We start from the raw sequence: 14787 nt of genomic DNA on the forward strand, positions 1-14787 counted from the left end.
GACCTGCCTATTTCGCCATCAAAATTTCTTGTGCTTTGCCGACGCCGCTGCCCAGCTTCACGGAATGGCCGAGTCCCTTCAGGACCATCTCGGTCGCCGCCACGGCCGTAATCACGTCAAACCGATCGGCATACCCCATATGCGAAAGGCGGAACACCTTGCCCTTCAGTTGATCCTGTCCCCCGGCCGCCGTAATCCCATATTGAACGCGGAGATTCTTGTAGATGGCCTGCCCATCCACACCGTCCGGCGCACAGACCGTCGTTAACGCATCGCTGGGGGAATTCTTGGGAAACAGCGCCAATCCTGCCGCTTTCATACCCTCACGCATGGCATGCGCCAATTGCCCCTGCCGCGCAAACATTTTTTCGAGCCCCTCGGCCTTCATGATTCTGAACACTTCCTGAAGCCCGATGATCAGCGACACGGTCGGAGTAAATAAGGTTTGATTCTTGGCCTGATTCTCACGCTCTTTCTTGAAGTTGAAATAGAACGCGGCGTTCTTCGCCTGCTCAGCCATCGCCCACGCCTTATTGCTGACACTGACGAACGCCATGCCGGGCGGAAGCATGAGCGCCTTCTGCGAGCCGGTAATGACCACATCCAGCCCCCAAGCATCCGTCTTAATATCGAATACGCCGAGCGCGGTAATCGCGTCCACCACCAGAATCGTATTCTCGTAGCCCTTGACGATTTCGCCCAGCGCCTTCACGTCATGCGACACGCCGGTCGAGGTCTCGCTGGCTTGCACATACACGGCCTTAATGGAGGGGTCCTTCTTCAGCGCGTCGGCCACGAGCTGCGGATCCACCGCATGGCCCCACTCGACCTTGATTTCCGTCGCCTGCACCCCGAAGGCCTTGCAGATCTTGCCCCAGCGTTCGCCGAATTTCCCGCCGTTGACGAACAACGCTTTATCTCCGGGAGACAGAAAGTTCGAGACCGATCCTTCCATGCCGCCCGTTCCGGACGACGCCAGCATCAACACATCATTCTGAGTCTGAAACAACCACTTGAGTCCCTCGCGGACTTCGGCAAAGATCGGATCGAATTCAGGCGCCCGGTGGTGAATCATAGGACGCGCCATCGCCAGCAACACTTCCGGGGGCACAGGCGTGGGGCCGGGGGCCAATAGATACCGCTTCAACATTGACCGATCCTCCTTCGATAAGAACCGTGGGGAATTGACCAGAAAAGAGGCGGTACGCTACCACTAGCGCCACAAGACTGTCAAGAAATCACACGGCACAACACACGTACGAATTGATCGCCCAATGCCACGTCCGCCCTTTTCTCCGGCCCATGTGAGAGCGGGAGCGGGGGATGGCATAACCTGTTCTATTTCTTGACAACCCTCAGGCTCATCGATAGTCTACCCCTACATAACCAGCACCTTCCGCACAGATCACCGGACACGAGGACTATCTTGGATCAGTTGAGAACCGTTGCTTCCACACTCGGCATCCTCTCCCTCTTGCTCCTCACCGCCCTGCTTAGCCTGCCGGGTGAGAGCGTTGCACAACTGAATCCCCCCGAGATCGCCCCCGATGCCGCGCCCGATATGACGCCCGCCGAGGAAGACGATGAGCCCGATGCCAATCTAGTCCCGCTGGAAACGGAACTCACCCTCTCCCCTCCCGATGTGGCCTCTCCTTCAGACGCCATTGTTCCGCCAGTCTCCACGGCCAGTACTACCGCTGCGGCTCCCGTATACAACATTCCCGTGGTGATCGATCCGACCGTACAAAGCCATATCCACTTCTTCAATACCTCCATCCGGTCCCGATTCGAGCAATGGCTGATCAGGTTGAGCCGCTATCGGCCTCTGGTGGAGAACATCTTTTCGGAATTCAATCTCCCCAGCGATCTCGTGTATTTATCGCTCGTCGAAAGCGGATTCAACCCCCACGCCTACTCGCGAGCCAAAGCCACAGGGCCTTGGCAGTTTATGAAAGGCACAGGGTTGGTGTATGGCCTGCGAATCGACCACTACGTCGATGAACGGCGCGACCCGATCAAATCGACCGTGGCCGCAGCCCGATACTTGCGGGATCTCTACGATTTGTTCGGCACTTGGCCGCTGGCCATGGCCGCATATAATGCCGGCGAGGGAAAGGTGATGCGAGCCCTGCACAAGGCTCAAGCCGAGACATTCTCGGACATTTCCAAAACCAAGCTCATCCGGGCCGAGACGAAACAATATGTCCCCCGCATCATGGCCGCCACCGTCATCGCCAGAAACCCGGACCAGTATGGGTTTTCACAGGACCCTGTCGCCCCGCACCAGTTTGAAGAAGTGGTCGTCAATCGGCCGCTGCATTTCAGAGCCATTGCCAATACGACCGGCATCTCTTACGAAGATCTGCAACTGCTCAACCCGGAATTGCGGCGCGATGCCACGCCGCCCAATGATTCGGCCTACCACTTGAAGGTCCCCGTCGGAACCAGCTCGAAAGTGAGCCAACTCCTTGACCGTATCCCGACCTATAAATTCCCGCCCTTACAGGTACAGGCGCGGGCGAAGCAGGTCAAAACCGATCACAGCCGGTGGTACAAAGTTCGCGCAGGCGATACGTTGGAGAAGGTTTCCAAACGCTTTCGGGTTCCGCTGAAAACGCTCAAGACGAAGAATAACCTGACCGGTCCCGTCATCAAGCCCGGTGAGTTTCTGATTATCGGGCGATGACACACAGACCAATCCCCTCCCTTGCCGGAATCAGCAACAGAACGGCAGCGCCTGTTTATGCCTTAGGGCTTCTTGGTGGCGGCTGGGCTAGCCGCTGAGGGAGCTTGAGCGGGAGTTGCGGCTGCGGCAGGATCAGGCGATTTCTTGACCTCGAGCACCTTCACTCTGACCGCCGCTTCATTCGCCAGTGGCGAGTTCGGATAGTTCTTCATCAAATCCTGATAATGCGCCAGGGCGCCTTCCGGACGGGAGAGACTTTCCTCAAGGCGGGCCAATTCAAAAAGAGCCTGATCACGATTCAAGGATCCAGGGATTTCGAGCACGGACGAATAGGCTTTGGCGGCCTGATCGCGATCCCCTTTCAATAAGTACGCATAGCCAAGACGCTGCTGAACAAGCCCAAGCAAAGACGTATTGGATCCGTACATCAGAATAAAGCGCTTATAGGCATCGATCGCCGCATCCACCTCATTGGCCTGCACTAATGCATTGCCCAACTGAAACAGGGCTACTGGCGCAGTCTGGGTGCGGGGATACTCCTCAACGATTTTTCTATAGAGCGCGACCGCTTCCTTCAGATTAAGATCGGCTTTCTTGGGATCATCAGAGGGCCGCGTAAAATAATGCAGCGTCGCCTCATGCTCAAGATCCTGCGCTTTGTGCGCGGTCTGGGCGTCATACCACAGCACCCCGCCGACAATGCCGCCCGCCAGAAGGAGAATAGCGGCGCCCACGAGCAACGGACCGCGATAGAGGCGCACGGTCTCCAACAGGCGCTCCATATTGCCCGCCAGATGCGCTTCATCCATCGGCAGTGTCCGCGGAGGAACTTTAATACGATAGGTCATACGTCAACCAGCCGGAAAGGCATTCCCTTCATGTAAGCCTGGGCCTTATACTAGGGATCGATTTGCCTTGTCAATGCAGAGATGGAATAGCCGACAAATCGCTGCGCTCGCAGCAACAGACTCGTTCATCCCTTTGGGGCCGGATTAAGGTTTTCCATTGCATGTTTCACAATCGCCTCCAAGACCTCGCCGACCAATCTCTGATGAGACGACTGCGTCCACTCGGCTCAGCAACGGGCCCGACCGTCACGCTCGGTGGACGAACCGTCATACTCCTGGCCTCCAATGACTATCTGGGTCTCGCGACCCACCCGGAAGTCATTCGAGCCGCGATCCAGGCGACCGAGCACTATGGGACAGGGGCTGGCGCCTCTCGCCTCGTCTGCGGAACGCTCCCCCCGCATGAACAATTGGAAACAGCCCTTGCCGCCTTTAAGCACACCCCGTCCGCATTGGCCTTCGGGTCGGGCTACCTGGCAAATCTCGGAATCATTCCGGCCCTCATCGGCAAAGGCGGACTCATCCTGGCTGATCGGCTCTGTCATGCCAGCCTCATTGACGGCTGCCGGCTGAGCGGCGCCGACTTTCGTATCTACCGGCACAAGGACCTCGATCATCTGGAATCCCTCCTGAAGCGGCGCACGGCCAACCGGCCGATCCTGATCGTGACCGATGGGCTCTTCAGCATGGATGGCGACCTGGCGCCCCTTCCCGAACTGGCAGCATTGGCGACACGCTTTGGCGCCATGCTGTATGTGGACGATGCGCATGGGACCGGCGTGATGGGGCCTTCGGGCCGGGGCACATTGGAACAGTTTGGCGTCGAACATCAAATTCCGTTTCACATGGGCACCCTCGGGAAGGCCCTCGGCAGCAGCGGAGCCTACATTGCCGGCAGCGCGAACCTGGTCCAGTACCTCATCAATACCTGCAAGCCCTTCATTTTCACCACGGCGCCTCCCCCGAGCGCCGCCGCCGCCGCTACGGCCGCTCTTGCCGTCATTCAGAATGATCCAGCCCGCCGGGCACGCCTCTGGGAAAACCGAGAGCGGCTCTACATGGGACTCCGGCGCATCGGCTTCCGCCTCACCGAAACCGTCAGCCCCATCCTCCCTATCCTCGTGGGCGAGGCGGACAAGGCACTGGCCTTCGCCGAGCACTTGCTCACCCGGGGGGTCTATGCCCCGGCGATTCGCCCCCCCACCGTGCCGGAGGCCACCAGCCGTATTCGTGTGACTGTGACCTCCGAACACACAGCCGAGCACCTAGACACCGCGCTCGCCGCATTCGAGCAAGCGGGAACCGCCGCTGGGATTCTTTGATCTTTTCCTCCCGCACATCTTCCTGCGAATTTCTTGCTTTCCCACCAGGCTATGGCATGATCGTCCCATAGTATTTTTCATATACAGGCTCAGTCCAAGCTGAGCGGGCCGCACGATCATGATTTTGTCTTAATTCGGAGAGTACACCATGGACATTTCCAAGCTGCTCACATTCTCGGTGAAAGAGGGCGCTTCCGACGTTCACATCAGCGCCGGCGAGCCCCCGATGATCCGCATGCATGGAGACCTCAAAAAGCTCGACCACCCCGCGCTCACACCGGATGAAACCCACGCCTTGATCTATGACATGATGAACGACGCCCAGCGGAAAAACTTTGAAGAGAAGCGCGAGTGCGATTTCTCCTTCGAGCTGGGCGATATCGCGCGGTTTCGTGTCAACGTGTTCGTCCAGCAGCGCGGCCTCGGCGCCGTCTTCCGGAATATTCCCACCCAGATTCTGCCCCTCGAAAAGCTTGGCATGCCCCCGATCCTCCGCCAGCTCTGCGACAAGGAAAAGGGGTTGATCCTGGTCACCGGGCCCACCGGCTCCGGAAAATCCACCACCCTGGCCGGCATGGTCGACTATCTGAACAATACCTTCGAGGGACACATCATCACGATCGAAGATCCGATCGAGTTCGTCCATAAATCGAAGAAGTGCCTCGTCAACCAGCGTGAATTGGGCGTGCACACGCTCTCCTTCGCCAATGCTCTGAAATCCGCTCTCCGCGAAGATCCGGATATCGTGCTCGTCGGCGAAATGCGCGATCTTGAAACGATCCAGCTCGCCCTGACCGCGGCAGAAACGGGGCACTTGGTCTTTGGCACCCTGCACACCTCCAGCGCGCCCAAAACGATCGACCGTATCATCGACGCCTTTCCGCCCACACAGCAGGCCCAAATCAGGACGCAGCTGTCGGAAGCCTTGGAGGCCGTCATCACCCAAACCTTGCTGAAGAAAAAAACCGGCGGCCGCGCCGCTGCGCTCGAAATCATGGTGGCAACAACCGCCGTGCGCAATCTCATCCGCGAAGCCAAGCTCCACCAGATTCCCGGCATCATGCAGGCCAGCCAGAAAGACGGCATGCAAACCATGGACATGGCCCTGCTCGACCTGGCTACTCGCGGGGTAGTCACCAAAGCTGAAGCCCAGTCACGCAGCATGAACCCGAATCTCTTCGGATCGGCCGTGGGCGCAGCGTAGCCATCCTCATATCACGGAGTCCCGATTATGGATATTCGCACCCTCTTGAAAGTCATGGTCGATCGTGAGGCCTCGGATCTCTATCTGACCATCGATGCCCCGCCCATCTATCGCATCCACGGATCGACCCAGCGCACCGATGCCCCGCCGTTTACCAACGAACAGCTGGAAGCCCTGGCGCTGGCACTGATGCGCGGACAACAGCGCGGCGAGTTTGAAGAAAAGATGGAGATGAACCTGGCCCTGTACTACAAAGAACTCGGCCGGTTTCGCGTGAACATTTTCCGCCAAAAGGGCAACGTCGGACTCGTCTTCCGCCATATCAAAGCCGAAATTCAAACGGTCGAGCAGCTGCAGCTGCCTCCCATCATCAAAGATATCGTCATGACGAAACGCGGGCTGGTGCTGGTGGTCGGCGCCACCGGCTCCGGTAAATCCACCTCGCTGGCGGCCATGATCGATCACCGAAACACGGTGCATGCCGGCCACATCATCACGGTCGAAGACCCGATCGAGTTTGTGCACAGCCACAAGAAATCGCTGATCACCCAGCGGGAAATCGGGTTTGACACGCTGAACTTTCAAAACGCGCTGAAAAATACGCTTCGGCAGGCCCCCGACGTGATTCTCATCGGAGAAATCCGGGATACCGAAACAATGGAGGCCGCCATAACCTTCGCGGAAACCGGCCACCTCTGTATCGGCACCTTGCACTCGAACAACGCCAATCAGGCCATCGAGCGCATCATGAACTTTTTCCCGGTCGAGCGTCATGCGCAGATCTATCTGCAGCTCTCCCTGAACCTCCGGGCCATCATCTCCCAGCGGCTTATTCCCTCGACCGATGGCCGCCGCGTCCCGGCATTGGAAATCATGCTGGATACCCCGCGCATCAAAGACTTGGTCAAAAAAGCGGAAATCGATGTGCTCAAAGAAGCGATGGAACAGGGGATCGACGAAGGGTGCCAGACCTTCGATCATGTCTTGCTCCAACTCTATAAGGCCAACAAAATCAGCCTGGAGCAAGCCTTGATCAACGCCGACAGCGCCAACAACTTACGGCTGAAGATTAAGCTGGAAGGGTTGAAGGGCGACGACGCCGTCAATGCCTTGCTGGACAAGCAAGGGTTCGGGCCACAAAGCGACGCCTTCAAAATCCAGGGCAGTGGGAAGGTCACGCAATTGAGAAAAACCTAGGCCGGCCAGGCCGCAAATTTTTCAGCCAGTCGCCGTTACTTTACTTGAGGCTGGTCCGTCTGGGCCTCAAGATACACGGCGATTTTCTCCAGCGCGAGAGCGCTCAACTTCGCTCCATACCACGCGGGCATCGTCCGCTCAGGATATCCTGGGACGACGAATACCCCCGGCTCCACGACAGATTCCACGATATATTCGTGCACCGTCCGGGCCGTCCCGTGATAGGACGGATCCGCCAGGCGTTGCTCCCCGGTCGTTCCCAACACAAGCGCAGGCCCAACCTGGCCATTGGCCCCAGGAATGCCAGGAATAGTGTGGCAGACGGGGCATCCGGCCCGCGTAAAAATCTCAATGATGGGCTCGTCTCCCGTCACCAACGGAACGTGTTCCTGAGCGAGCCCAAACGCCGGCAGATTGCTCGACGACGCGGGAGACGGAGACACCGGTGACGGCGTCCTGAGCATCCACAGGGCGTAGAGCAATACCAGACCGATCACGATCAGCGTCACAATGCGCTCCGGCTGGCGCGGGAAGTGCGGTTTTTCAGAAGGGGGTTGGGGCATGGAAGGGTCCGTGAGATCTATTTTCCCACATCCATGGCGCATCGGAATCCGACCGTCCGATCCTCAAACTCCGGCTCGGCGGAAAATCGAGCCGTCACACGCAGGGCCGTCGGCAAATCGGCCCACGACCCGCCACGCAACACCCGCTTTTCTCCTGTACTCGGCCCGGAAGGATTTGTGTCCGGACTCTTTTGGTAGTACTCGCGGTCATACCAATCATTCACCCATTCCGCTGCGTTCCCGGCCATGTGAAACAGGCCATAGGGGCTCCTGCCCCCTTCTTTCAGCCCATGGCGCACGCTCATGCCTTCCAGCCCGCTTCCGACCGGTACCAGCGTAATCGCCTCGCTCACCCAGATTCCCCGATTGTAGTTCGCGATATCGACGAACGGCTGCATGTGGCCCCAGGGATACCGCCGGCCATCCGTTCCTCTCGCCGCCTTCTCCCACTCGGCTTCGGTCGGCAACCGTTTCCCTGCCCATTTGCAATAGTTCGCGGCCTCGTTCCAGGTCACCCCTACAACAGGACGGTCGTCGAGGGAGGACACGGCATCATCATCCTGGACTGACGGGATTTCCTGCTTGCCGAACTCAAGAAACTTTTGATAGCGCCCAGCCGTCACTTCATACCGGTCCATGTAAAAGGCGTTTAGCGTGACCGGATGTTCCGGACGCTCATTCGGGAGCCCTTCGTTGCTCCCCATTAAAAACGGTCCGGCTGGAATCAACACCATCGGCGCGCCATCCTTGCCCTTGACCGACTCCACGGCTCCTCCCGACGCAGAGGGAAGCGTCCCTCTGTCAGCCGCTTGGACAAACGGCACTGCCGCAAGCAAGACTAACCCTAGGCTCCAACAGATTGCAGGCCCCATCACAGTCCTCCCAATCATGCACAATGCGGGCAGCCACACGGCACGCTATCGCATCGGGAAAGTGTACCCATCAGTTCAGGCAAACACAACGGGAGAAAGAGAATGGGAAGTGCAGACTACAGGAAGGTGGTGTCCCCAACGGGATTTGAACCCGTGTTACTGCCTTGAAAGGGCAATGTCCTAGGCCAGGCTAGACGATGGGGACCCGAGGCAACGGCACACAAGCGAACGGCTTTTTACCACACTCACAGCGGCCCTGTCACTACACTGTTGCGATAGCCGGCTAGCCAATGGAACCGGCACCCCTGGCGCACCGATACCGGCTTCACGATGAAGTATGGTAGACTGTTCCTCCATCAGCCTTCTTCCAAGCCTTGTCGTGGCAAAACATGGTAACGCGCATGCGCAGATCTCCGGCACACAGGTCGTTGACCGGCCTTGGCATCCTTTGCTTGCTGGCCTTCGGCTGCGCGCATGACAGCTACCAGCAACGTGCCGGCATTGTGAAAAACCACGTCGAAGCCTTCTACACTCACTTGAAGGCCAACCGCGTGGAGCCCGCCATCCATGAAAACGAGCAGATCGAAGCCATGGCAGCGCAGATGGCCGAGACCGTTCGGACACAAGCCCAACGGAAAGGCACCAGCCAGGTTGAACGGGAATTTGCGCTGATGCAAACGGCCAACGAAACGGCCGCGCAAAACTGGCTGGCCCTAGGACAATATTTTGCAATCAAGAAGCACTACGCGCAGGCGCGCGCGACCTACCAGCGAATCCTTGCGACCTACACAAAGACGGCGGATCAGTCCTTCCGAGACCAGGCCCTGCGCGCCTTGAAAGACCTCGACATCATGGCGCCTCCCGCGGACAAATCCACACCCTAATGCGCTTGCCTACGATGCTCCCGCCGCACCCCTTCCCAGCCGCAGCAGGTCCCTCCCAAGCCTTTGCTGCTGGGCTCTGCCTGCTGCTCCTGCTCCTCCTCTCAAGCTGCACCCATGTGATTGAGGTGCACCCGCGTCCTTCCCAGCCCACACACACGACGATTCCTCGATCGCTGCAGCTCGTGCTCAGCAGCCTGACCGTTCAAGGCGCGGACCATATGCCGGGAATCACACTGTTGGAATGGCGGCCACGCACCCTTGCGCCGGCGCTCATCCACTACGTTCGCGAGCGGGGCACGTTCCCTTCGGTCGCCTCGGACTCCGGCGACCTCACGCTGGCGGTCACGACGAAGCTGGCCCTGACCTCGCAGGCACAGTACCAGTATCACATCACGTTGCAGGCGGAGATGCGCGAAACGCCGCGCGGCGTGATCAAAACCTATCTTGCGGATCGGACCGTTTCAGGATCAACTGTTCGGTGGGTCACGGCCTCCGATCGTGAGCCGATCGAGGCCGCGCTACAGGCTGCGTTGGACGATCTGCTCTCGCAGATCGAAGCTGACCGGCTCTTGTATATCCCCAAGGAACCACGCCGGGAAATCACGCCCTAGCGCGCCCCTCGACCATGATCGTTCACCCGGCTACGCAGTCTTCGCCTGAGTAAACTTCTCCCACGCTACTTGCGCCTCGACCGATGCCGCCGCGACATATTCCGGACAATCAAGACGCAGTGTCGGGACTCCAAGCGGAGCATCCAGCAATTGACAATGATGCGGCTGGGCTGCATTGGCATGCGCATGGGGCTGGAAATACTGGCACGACACACACATCCGGGCGACAGAGATTTCCCCCTGGACCTGCAACGAACGAATCAACTTGATGAGGATGGTCAAAAGCGACGCCTGCTCCTGGCTCGAAAGCTGCTCCGTCGCTGCCGCTAGCGCCTCCGGCCATCCGGTCACGACTTCACCGGCCTTCAGCCCCTTGGCGGTCAGATGGACCGTCACCACCCGGTTATCCGTATCCGACCGGCGGCGGCGCACCAGCTTTTTCTCCTCAAGGGTACGAATGACCTCGGACGCCGTCGGCAATTTCACCGAGAGCTCCCGCGCAATGACCGACACCATCGCGCACCGATTCGGTTGCGACCGCAAGAAGGTCAAGACTTGCACTTGCAGCGGGCCAACCCCTTGCCGCCCCTGCCGGCGCCAAGGCCGGCTCTTCATCGCCAGTCCAATCTTCGATAACCCAGCCACGACCCGGCCAGGAAGGGGATCCCGTTCAACCTTGATCAATTGCATGTGACAACCCTCATTGAAAATGTGGGGGAGAGTTCGCCGTTGTGGCCCCAGTTTATTGGTTGCATTATATGCCCGTCAAGCTCCGACTGATTTTCATTCCTTATATTTCAACTACTTTACGGCTTTCTCATGATAATCGTGAAGAATTACATATATATATCAACTACTTTTGCGGGAATCACGAAAACCGTACCAGCCTGTGCCCCGGCATGTTTGAGGTCCTGCGCAAGGAGCCTGACACTGAAACAACTCGTACGGTATTTAAGGGGAGGGAAGGGAGGGATGCCAGATTGCAGCGACAGGTAGCAGGTCTTATGAGGCTCCGAATCCCGCCGCAGCCACGGTCTCGATCGCCCGAAGCAGATCTCGTTTAGAAAACGGCTTCCTTAGCGTATCCCGGGCTCCAAACTTCTTGGCCAGCGACAGATAGATCTCGGCATTGACCGCCCCGCCACCGGACATCGCGATAATCTTGAGCGCCGGCCAGTCCCGCTGCACCGTTTGAATAGTTTCGACTCCGTCGGTATCCGGCATCAACATGTCCACCAGCAACACATCCGCGGCGTATCCCTGCAGACAACGCCGCGCCTCTTGGGCTGTCGCACAAGTCCGCACTTCACACGGCTCATCCGTCAACAGATCCTCGATCATCGTACGAATTTGCGCATCATCGTCCACCACAAGGATATGCCAGACCGGCCGCCTGAGAGACGCCGCAACCGCAGCCGTCGTACCTGGACGGTCCAAGACCTCGCGTATGGTGCGAGTCAGCACGTCGTTCGAGATCGGTTTGTGCAACACACGCCCCTGCTGCTCCAGCGTGGCATATTCAGGAATGGCCGTATCGACATAGCCCGTCAGAAACAGCACGCGAAGATCCGGCCGCAGCACCGTCAGTGCACGGGCAAGGTCCCACCCATTCATCTCCGGCATCAGACCATCCGTCAAGAGGAGATGGATAACGCCCGAGTAGGCCTGCGCCATGGCCAGCCCTTCCTTGCCATGGCCAGCCTCCAGCACCGTATAGCCCGCTCCAATTAAGACCGCTTTTGTCAACGCCCGAACCTGCGGATCGTCCTCCGCCAAAAGAATGGTTTCGGATCCCCGGCCATTTCCAGATCCCGCCGGCCTCTCCCGGCTCATTTCAGGGGCCGCCACCCGTGGAAAGGCCAGCGTAAAGGTAGTCCCAGCCCCCGGTGCGCTGGCCACGAAAATCGTCCCGCCGCTTTTCTCCACCGTGCCATAGGCCGTCGCTAACCCCAATCCGGTCCCCTTCCCGACAGGCTTCGTCGTATAAAACGGCTCGAAAATCCTGGCTTGCGTCGCCGCATCCATGCCAATGCCGGTATCGGAAACCATCACCAACACCGTCTCCCCATGGCCGCTCATTTTTTGCGGCCCCTTCCCCTCCAACGGCCCCCCAAGAGCCGTCCGAATGGTCAGCTGTCCCCCATCCGGCATCGCATCGCGGGCATTCGCCACCAGATTGATCAGGACTTGCTCGAACCCAATCGCGTCAAGCTTCGCATAACAGGGCTGAACGGTCAGCGACTCCGAGAAACGGATGTGCTCGCCGACCAACCGACGCAAGAGGGACGAAATATTGGAGACCAGGTCGTTCACATCGACCACCTTCGTCTCCACATTCTGGCTCCGGCTGAACGACAAGAGCTGTTGCGTCAGCCCGGTCGCCCGATCCGTCGCTTTATTGATCTGTTCCACGCTCTGCCGCAGATCGTTTCGCAGATTGGGCTTCGCCAGGGTGAGGTCGCAGTACCCCTTGATGATTGTGAGGAGATTGTTGAAGTCGTGCGCGATGCCGCCGGCCAACCGCCCAATCGCCTCCATCTTTTGCGATTGGCGCAATTGCTGTTCAAGCTGCTCGCGTTTGACGATCTGATCCGTCAGCGCCTCATTCGCCTGTGTCAATTCAGCCGTGCGGACTTGCACCCGCTGCTCCAACTCATCGTTGGCCCGCCGCAAGTCATCCTGCGCGCGTTTTCGCTCGAGCCCCAAACAGATCGTTTTCGACGCCGTCTCGATGGCCGTCAAGGCAGCCTCATCGAAGGGATGCCGGGAAAAGACCGCCACGACACCAAGGAGGCGCGTCCCGGCAATCAGCGGGTACCCGGCAAACGCCTGCAGCCCCTGCTCCCGCATCCAGGCCTTATTAGGCAGGCGCTCGTCCTCCAACACGTGGTTGGTGTGCATCGGCCCGCCGCCCTGCGCGATCCGGCCGATCTTCAAGGCGCCCAGCGGCACGCGCCGATATTCGCCGTTCAGATTGCGGGAGAGGCCTTCACTGGCGGCCAGATGCAAACACTCGGTGCGGTCGAGACAATGCGCCGCCTTATGGCAGGAGGCGCACAGGTCTCCGGAACCGAGCATCCATATGCGCACCATCGCCGCATCGAGCTGCCGGAGAAAGATGGCGGCACAGTCTTGCAGCGCCTGTGGAATCGGATGGTCTGCGAGCAGCGCGGCATGAAGCTCCGCGGACAGCTCCGCCAAACGATGCCGTTCTTCAAGCAGCCCTTCCGCCTGTTTACGTTCCGTAATGTCCGTATGCGTGCCGACGACACGCAACGGTTTCCCCTCCACATCGCGCGAGATCGCCTTTCCACGGTCCAGGATCCACTTATATGTGCCGTCTTTGCACAGAACCCGATGTTCAGACACATACAGAGGAGTTTCGCCGCGGAAATGCTTATTGAGCTCCTCATAAGTCGACACCTTGTCGTCCGGATGGACGCGGCTCTCCCATTCACTCAGCCTGTCTCCAATCTCATGGTCTTCGTAACCCAGCATAGCCTTCCAGCGCCGAGAGAAGAAGACCGTGTTGGTCCTGGCGTTCCAGTCCCATACTCCGTCACCGCTGCCCTCGAACGCGTAATTCCAGCGCTCTTCCGATACCTTGAGCGCGTCCTCCGCCAATTTACGGTCCGTGATGTCCCGCACGATGGCATGAAACCCAATCACTTGCCCGTTATCCCCCCGCAGCATGTGGACTTGCTGGCCTACCCAGCGCTCTGCGCCATCCCGGCGGAGGACGGGGAACTCCAGATAGGTATCAGGAATCTGCCGGAGAAACTGGCGGTCATAAAACCGTTCCACCCGCTTGCGCTGATCGGGTCTGACAAGCACCGTAAACCGTTGGCCAAGCAGATCCTCCTTGGGATACCCCATGAACCGTGCCACCGATGGGCTGATGAATGTAAAGTGCCCTGCGGCATCCGTGCGATAGATAATATCGTTCGCGCTCTCGACCAACTGCTTGTATTGGGCCTCACTCGCACGCAACGCCTCCTCGGCCCGCTTCTCCTCCGTCACATCCCGCACCGTGGCTTGTACCTGTACGCTATCGCCGATCTGCACCCGGGTCAGCAGCACCGTGGCGGGGAACTCTTCACCCGTCAGCCGCTTGTGCCGCCATTCGAAAAAGTGCCCCCCTGTTTGCATCGCAAGATCGATCATCTCCTTGGCCTTCTCGCCCGAGGGCCGGCCATCGGGCTGCTGCTCTGGAGACAAGTCCCACGGCCCGAGCGAGACCAATTCGGCTTCATCCTTTGCCCTGAACATGCGCACGGTCGCCGGGTTGCCGGAGGTGAACCGCCAGGCGGGTAGCGCCACTGTCATAATCGCGTCCTGCGAGCTCTCAAAAAGAGCCCGATAGCGCGACTCACTCGCCTTCAGCCCCGCCTCCCGATCTAAAAGCGCTGCTTCCATATCGTGATGGGCAAGATCGTACAGGCGGCGCTCCAACAGCTGGACCGTCTGCCTGGCGAGTCTGCGGAGGGCCTCTTGCTGCGTGGCTGTGAGCCGGCGCGGGACGCGATCGATCACACAGAGGGTTCCCAGCGCATGGCCTTGCGAGGTGATCAGTGGCGCCCCGGCATAGAACCGGATGTGC

General features: G+C 59.0%; 12 protein-coding genes and 1 tRNA gene. 6 read left to right on the top strand and 7 right to left on the bottom strand.

Annotated elements, in window-relative coordinates:
- Positions 1–7: 7 nt before the first annotated feature.
- Positions 8–1150 (bottom strand): alanine--glyoxylate aminotransferase family protein, encoded by a 1143-nt coding sequence (locus RI101_03565; GenBank protein ID MEC4889118.1) that lies wholly within the window; start codon positions 1148–1150, stop codon positions 8–10.
- Positions 1151–1426: 276 nt separating this feature from the next.
- On the opposite strand from RI101_03565, the gene RI101_03570 reads away from it, so the two are divergent.
- Positions 1427–2686 (top strand): transglycosylase SLT domain-containing protein, encoded by a 1260-nt coding sequence (locus RI101_03570; protein MEC4889119.1) that lies wholly within the window; start codon positions 1427–1429, stop codon positions 2684–2686.
- Positions 2687–2748: 62 nt separating this feature from the next.
- Here the strand turns inward: RI101_03570 and RI101_03575 are convergent, their stop codons facing one another.
- Entirely contained in the window at positions 2749–3534 is a 786-nt protein-coding gene (locus RI101_03575; protein ID MEC4889120.1) for a tetratricopeptide repeat protein, read from the bottom strand.
- Positions 3535–3695: 161 nt separating this feature from the next.
- Here RI101_03575 and bioF point away from each other — a divergent pair, with 161 nt between their 5' ends.
- From bioF to RI101_03590, 3 genes are all read left to right on the top strand, one after another.
- Positions 3696–4856, top strand: a complete 1161-nt coding sequence (bioF, locus tag RI101_03580; protein ID MEC4889121.1) for an 8-amino-7-oxononanoate synthase — start codon at positions 3696–3698, stop codon at positions 4854–4856.
- Positions 4857–5004: 148 nt separating this feature from the next.
- Positions 5005–6060, top strand: coding sequence for a type IV pilus twitching motility protein PilT (locus RI101_03585; protein MEC4889122.1), 1056 nt, complete (start codon positions 5005–5007; stop codon positions 6058–6060).
- A 27-nt stretch (positions 6061–6087) separates the two neighbouring features.
- The gene (locus RI101_03590) at positions 6088–7257 is read left to right on the top strand and encodes a PilT/PilU family type 4a pilus ATPase (GenBank protein ID MEC4889123.1); all 1170 of its coding nucleotides are present in this window, start codon (positions 6088–6090) and stop codon (positions 7255–7257) included.
- 35 nt (positions 7258–7292) lie between these two features.
- Here the strand turns inward: RI101_03590 and RI101_03595 are convergent, their stop codons facing one another.
- From RI101_03595 to RI101_03605, 3 genes are all read right to left on the bottom strand, one after another.
- Complete coding sequence (locus RI101_03595) at positions 7293–7820, bottom strand: hypothetical protein (protein ID MEC4889124.1); 528 nt, start codon at positions 7818–7820, stop codon at positions 7293–7295.
- A gap of 17 nt (positions 7821–7837) precedes the next feature.
- Entirely contained in the window at positions 7838–8692 is an 855-nt protein-coding gene (locus tag RI101_03600) for an SUMF1/EgtB/PvdO family nonheme iron enzyme (GenBank protein ID MEC4889125.1), read from the bottom strand.
- 127 nt (positions 8693–8819) lie between these two features.
- Positions 8820–8897: transfer RNA gene (locus RI101_03605), tRNA-Glu, on the bottom strand.
- Between the two features lie 196 nt (positions 8898–9093).
- Here RI101_03605 and RI101_03610 point away from each other — a divergent pair.
- Both RI101_03610 and RI101_03615 read left to right on the top strand, forming a co-directional pair.
- Positions 9094–9576, top strand: a complete 483-nt coding sequence (locus RI101_03610; protein ID MEC4889126.1) for a hypothetical protein — start codon at positions 9094–9096, stop codon at positions 9574–9576.
- 116 nt (positions 9577–9692) lie between these two features.
- Complete coding sequence (locus RI101_03615) at positions 9693–10187, top strand: hypothetical protein (GenBank protein MEC4889127.1); 495 nt, start codon at positions 9693–9695, stop codon at positions 10185–10187.
- Positions 10188–10217: 30 nt separating this feature from the next.
- On the opposite strand, the gene RI101_03620 is transcribed toward RI101_03615, so the two are convergent.
- Both RI101_03620 and RI101_03625 read right to left on the bottom strand, forming a co-directional pair.
- Entirely contained in the window at positions 10218–10877 is a 660-nt protein-coding gene (locus tag RI101_03620; GenBank protein ID MEC4889128.1) for a MarR family winged helix-turn-helix transcriptional regulator, read from the bottom strand.
- 312 nt (positions 10878–11189) lie between these two features.
- Positions 11190–14787, bottom strand: a 3598-nt coding sequence (locus tag RI101_03625) for a PAS domain S-box protein (GenBank protein MEC4889129.1), incomplete at its 5' end; no start/stop codon positions are given.

Source organism: Nitrospira sp. (assembly GCA_035968315.1).
Taxonomy (GTDB): Bacteria; Nitrospirota; Nitrospiria; order Nitrospirales; family Nitrospiraceae; genus Nitrospira_D.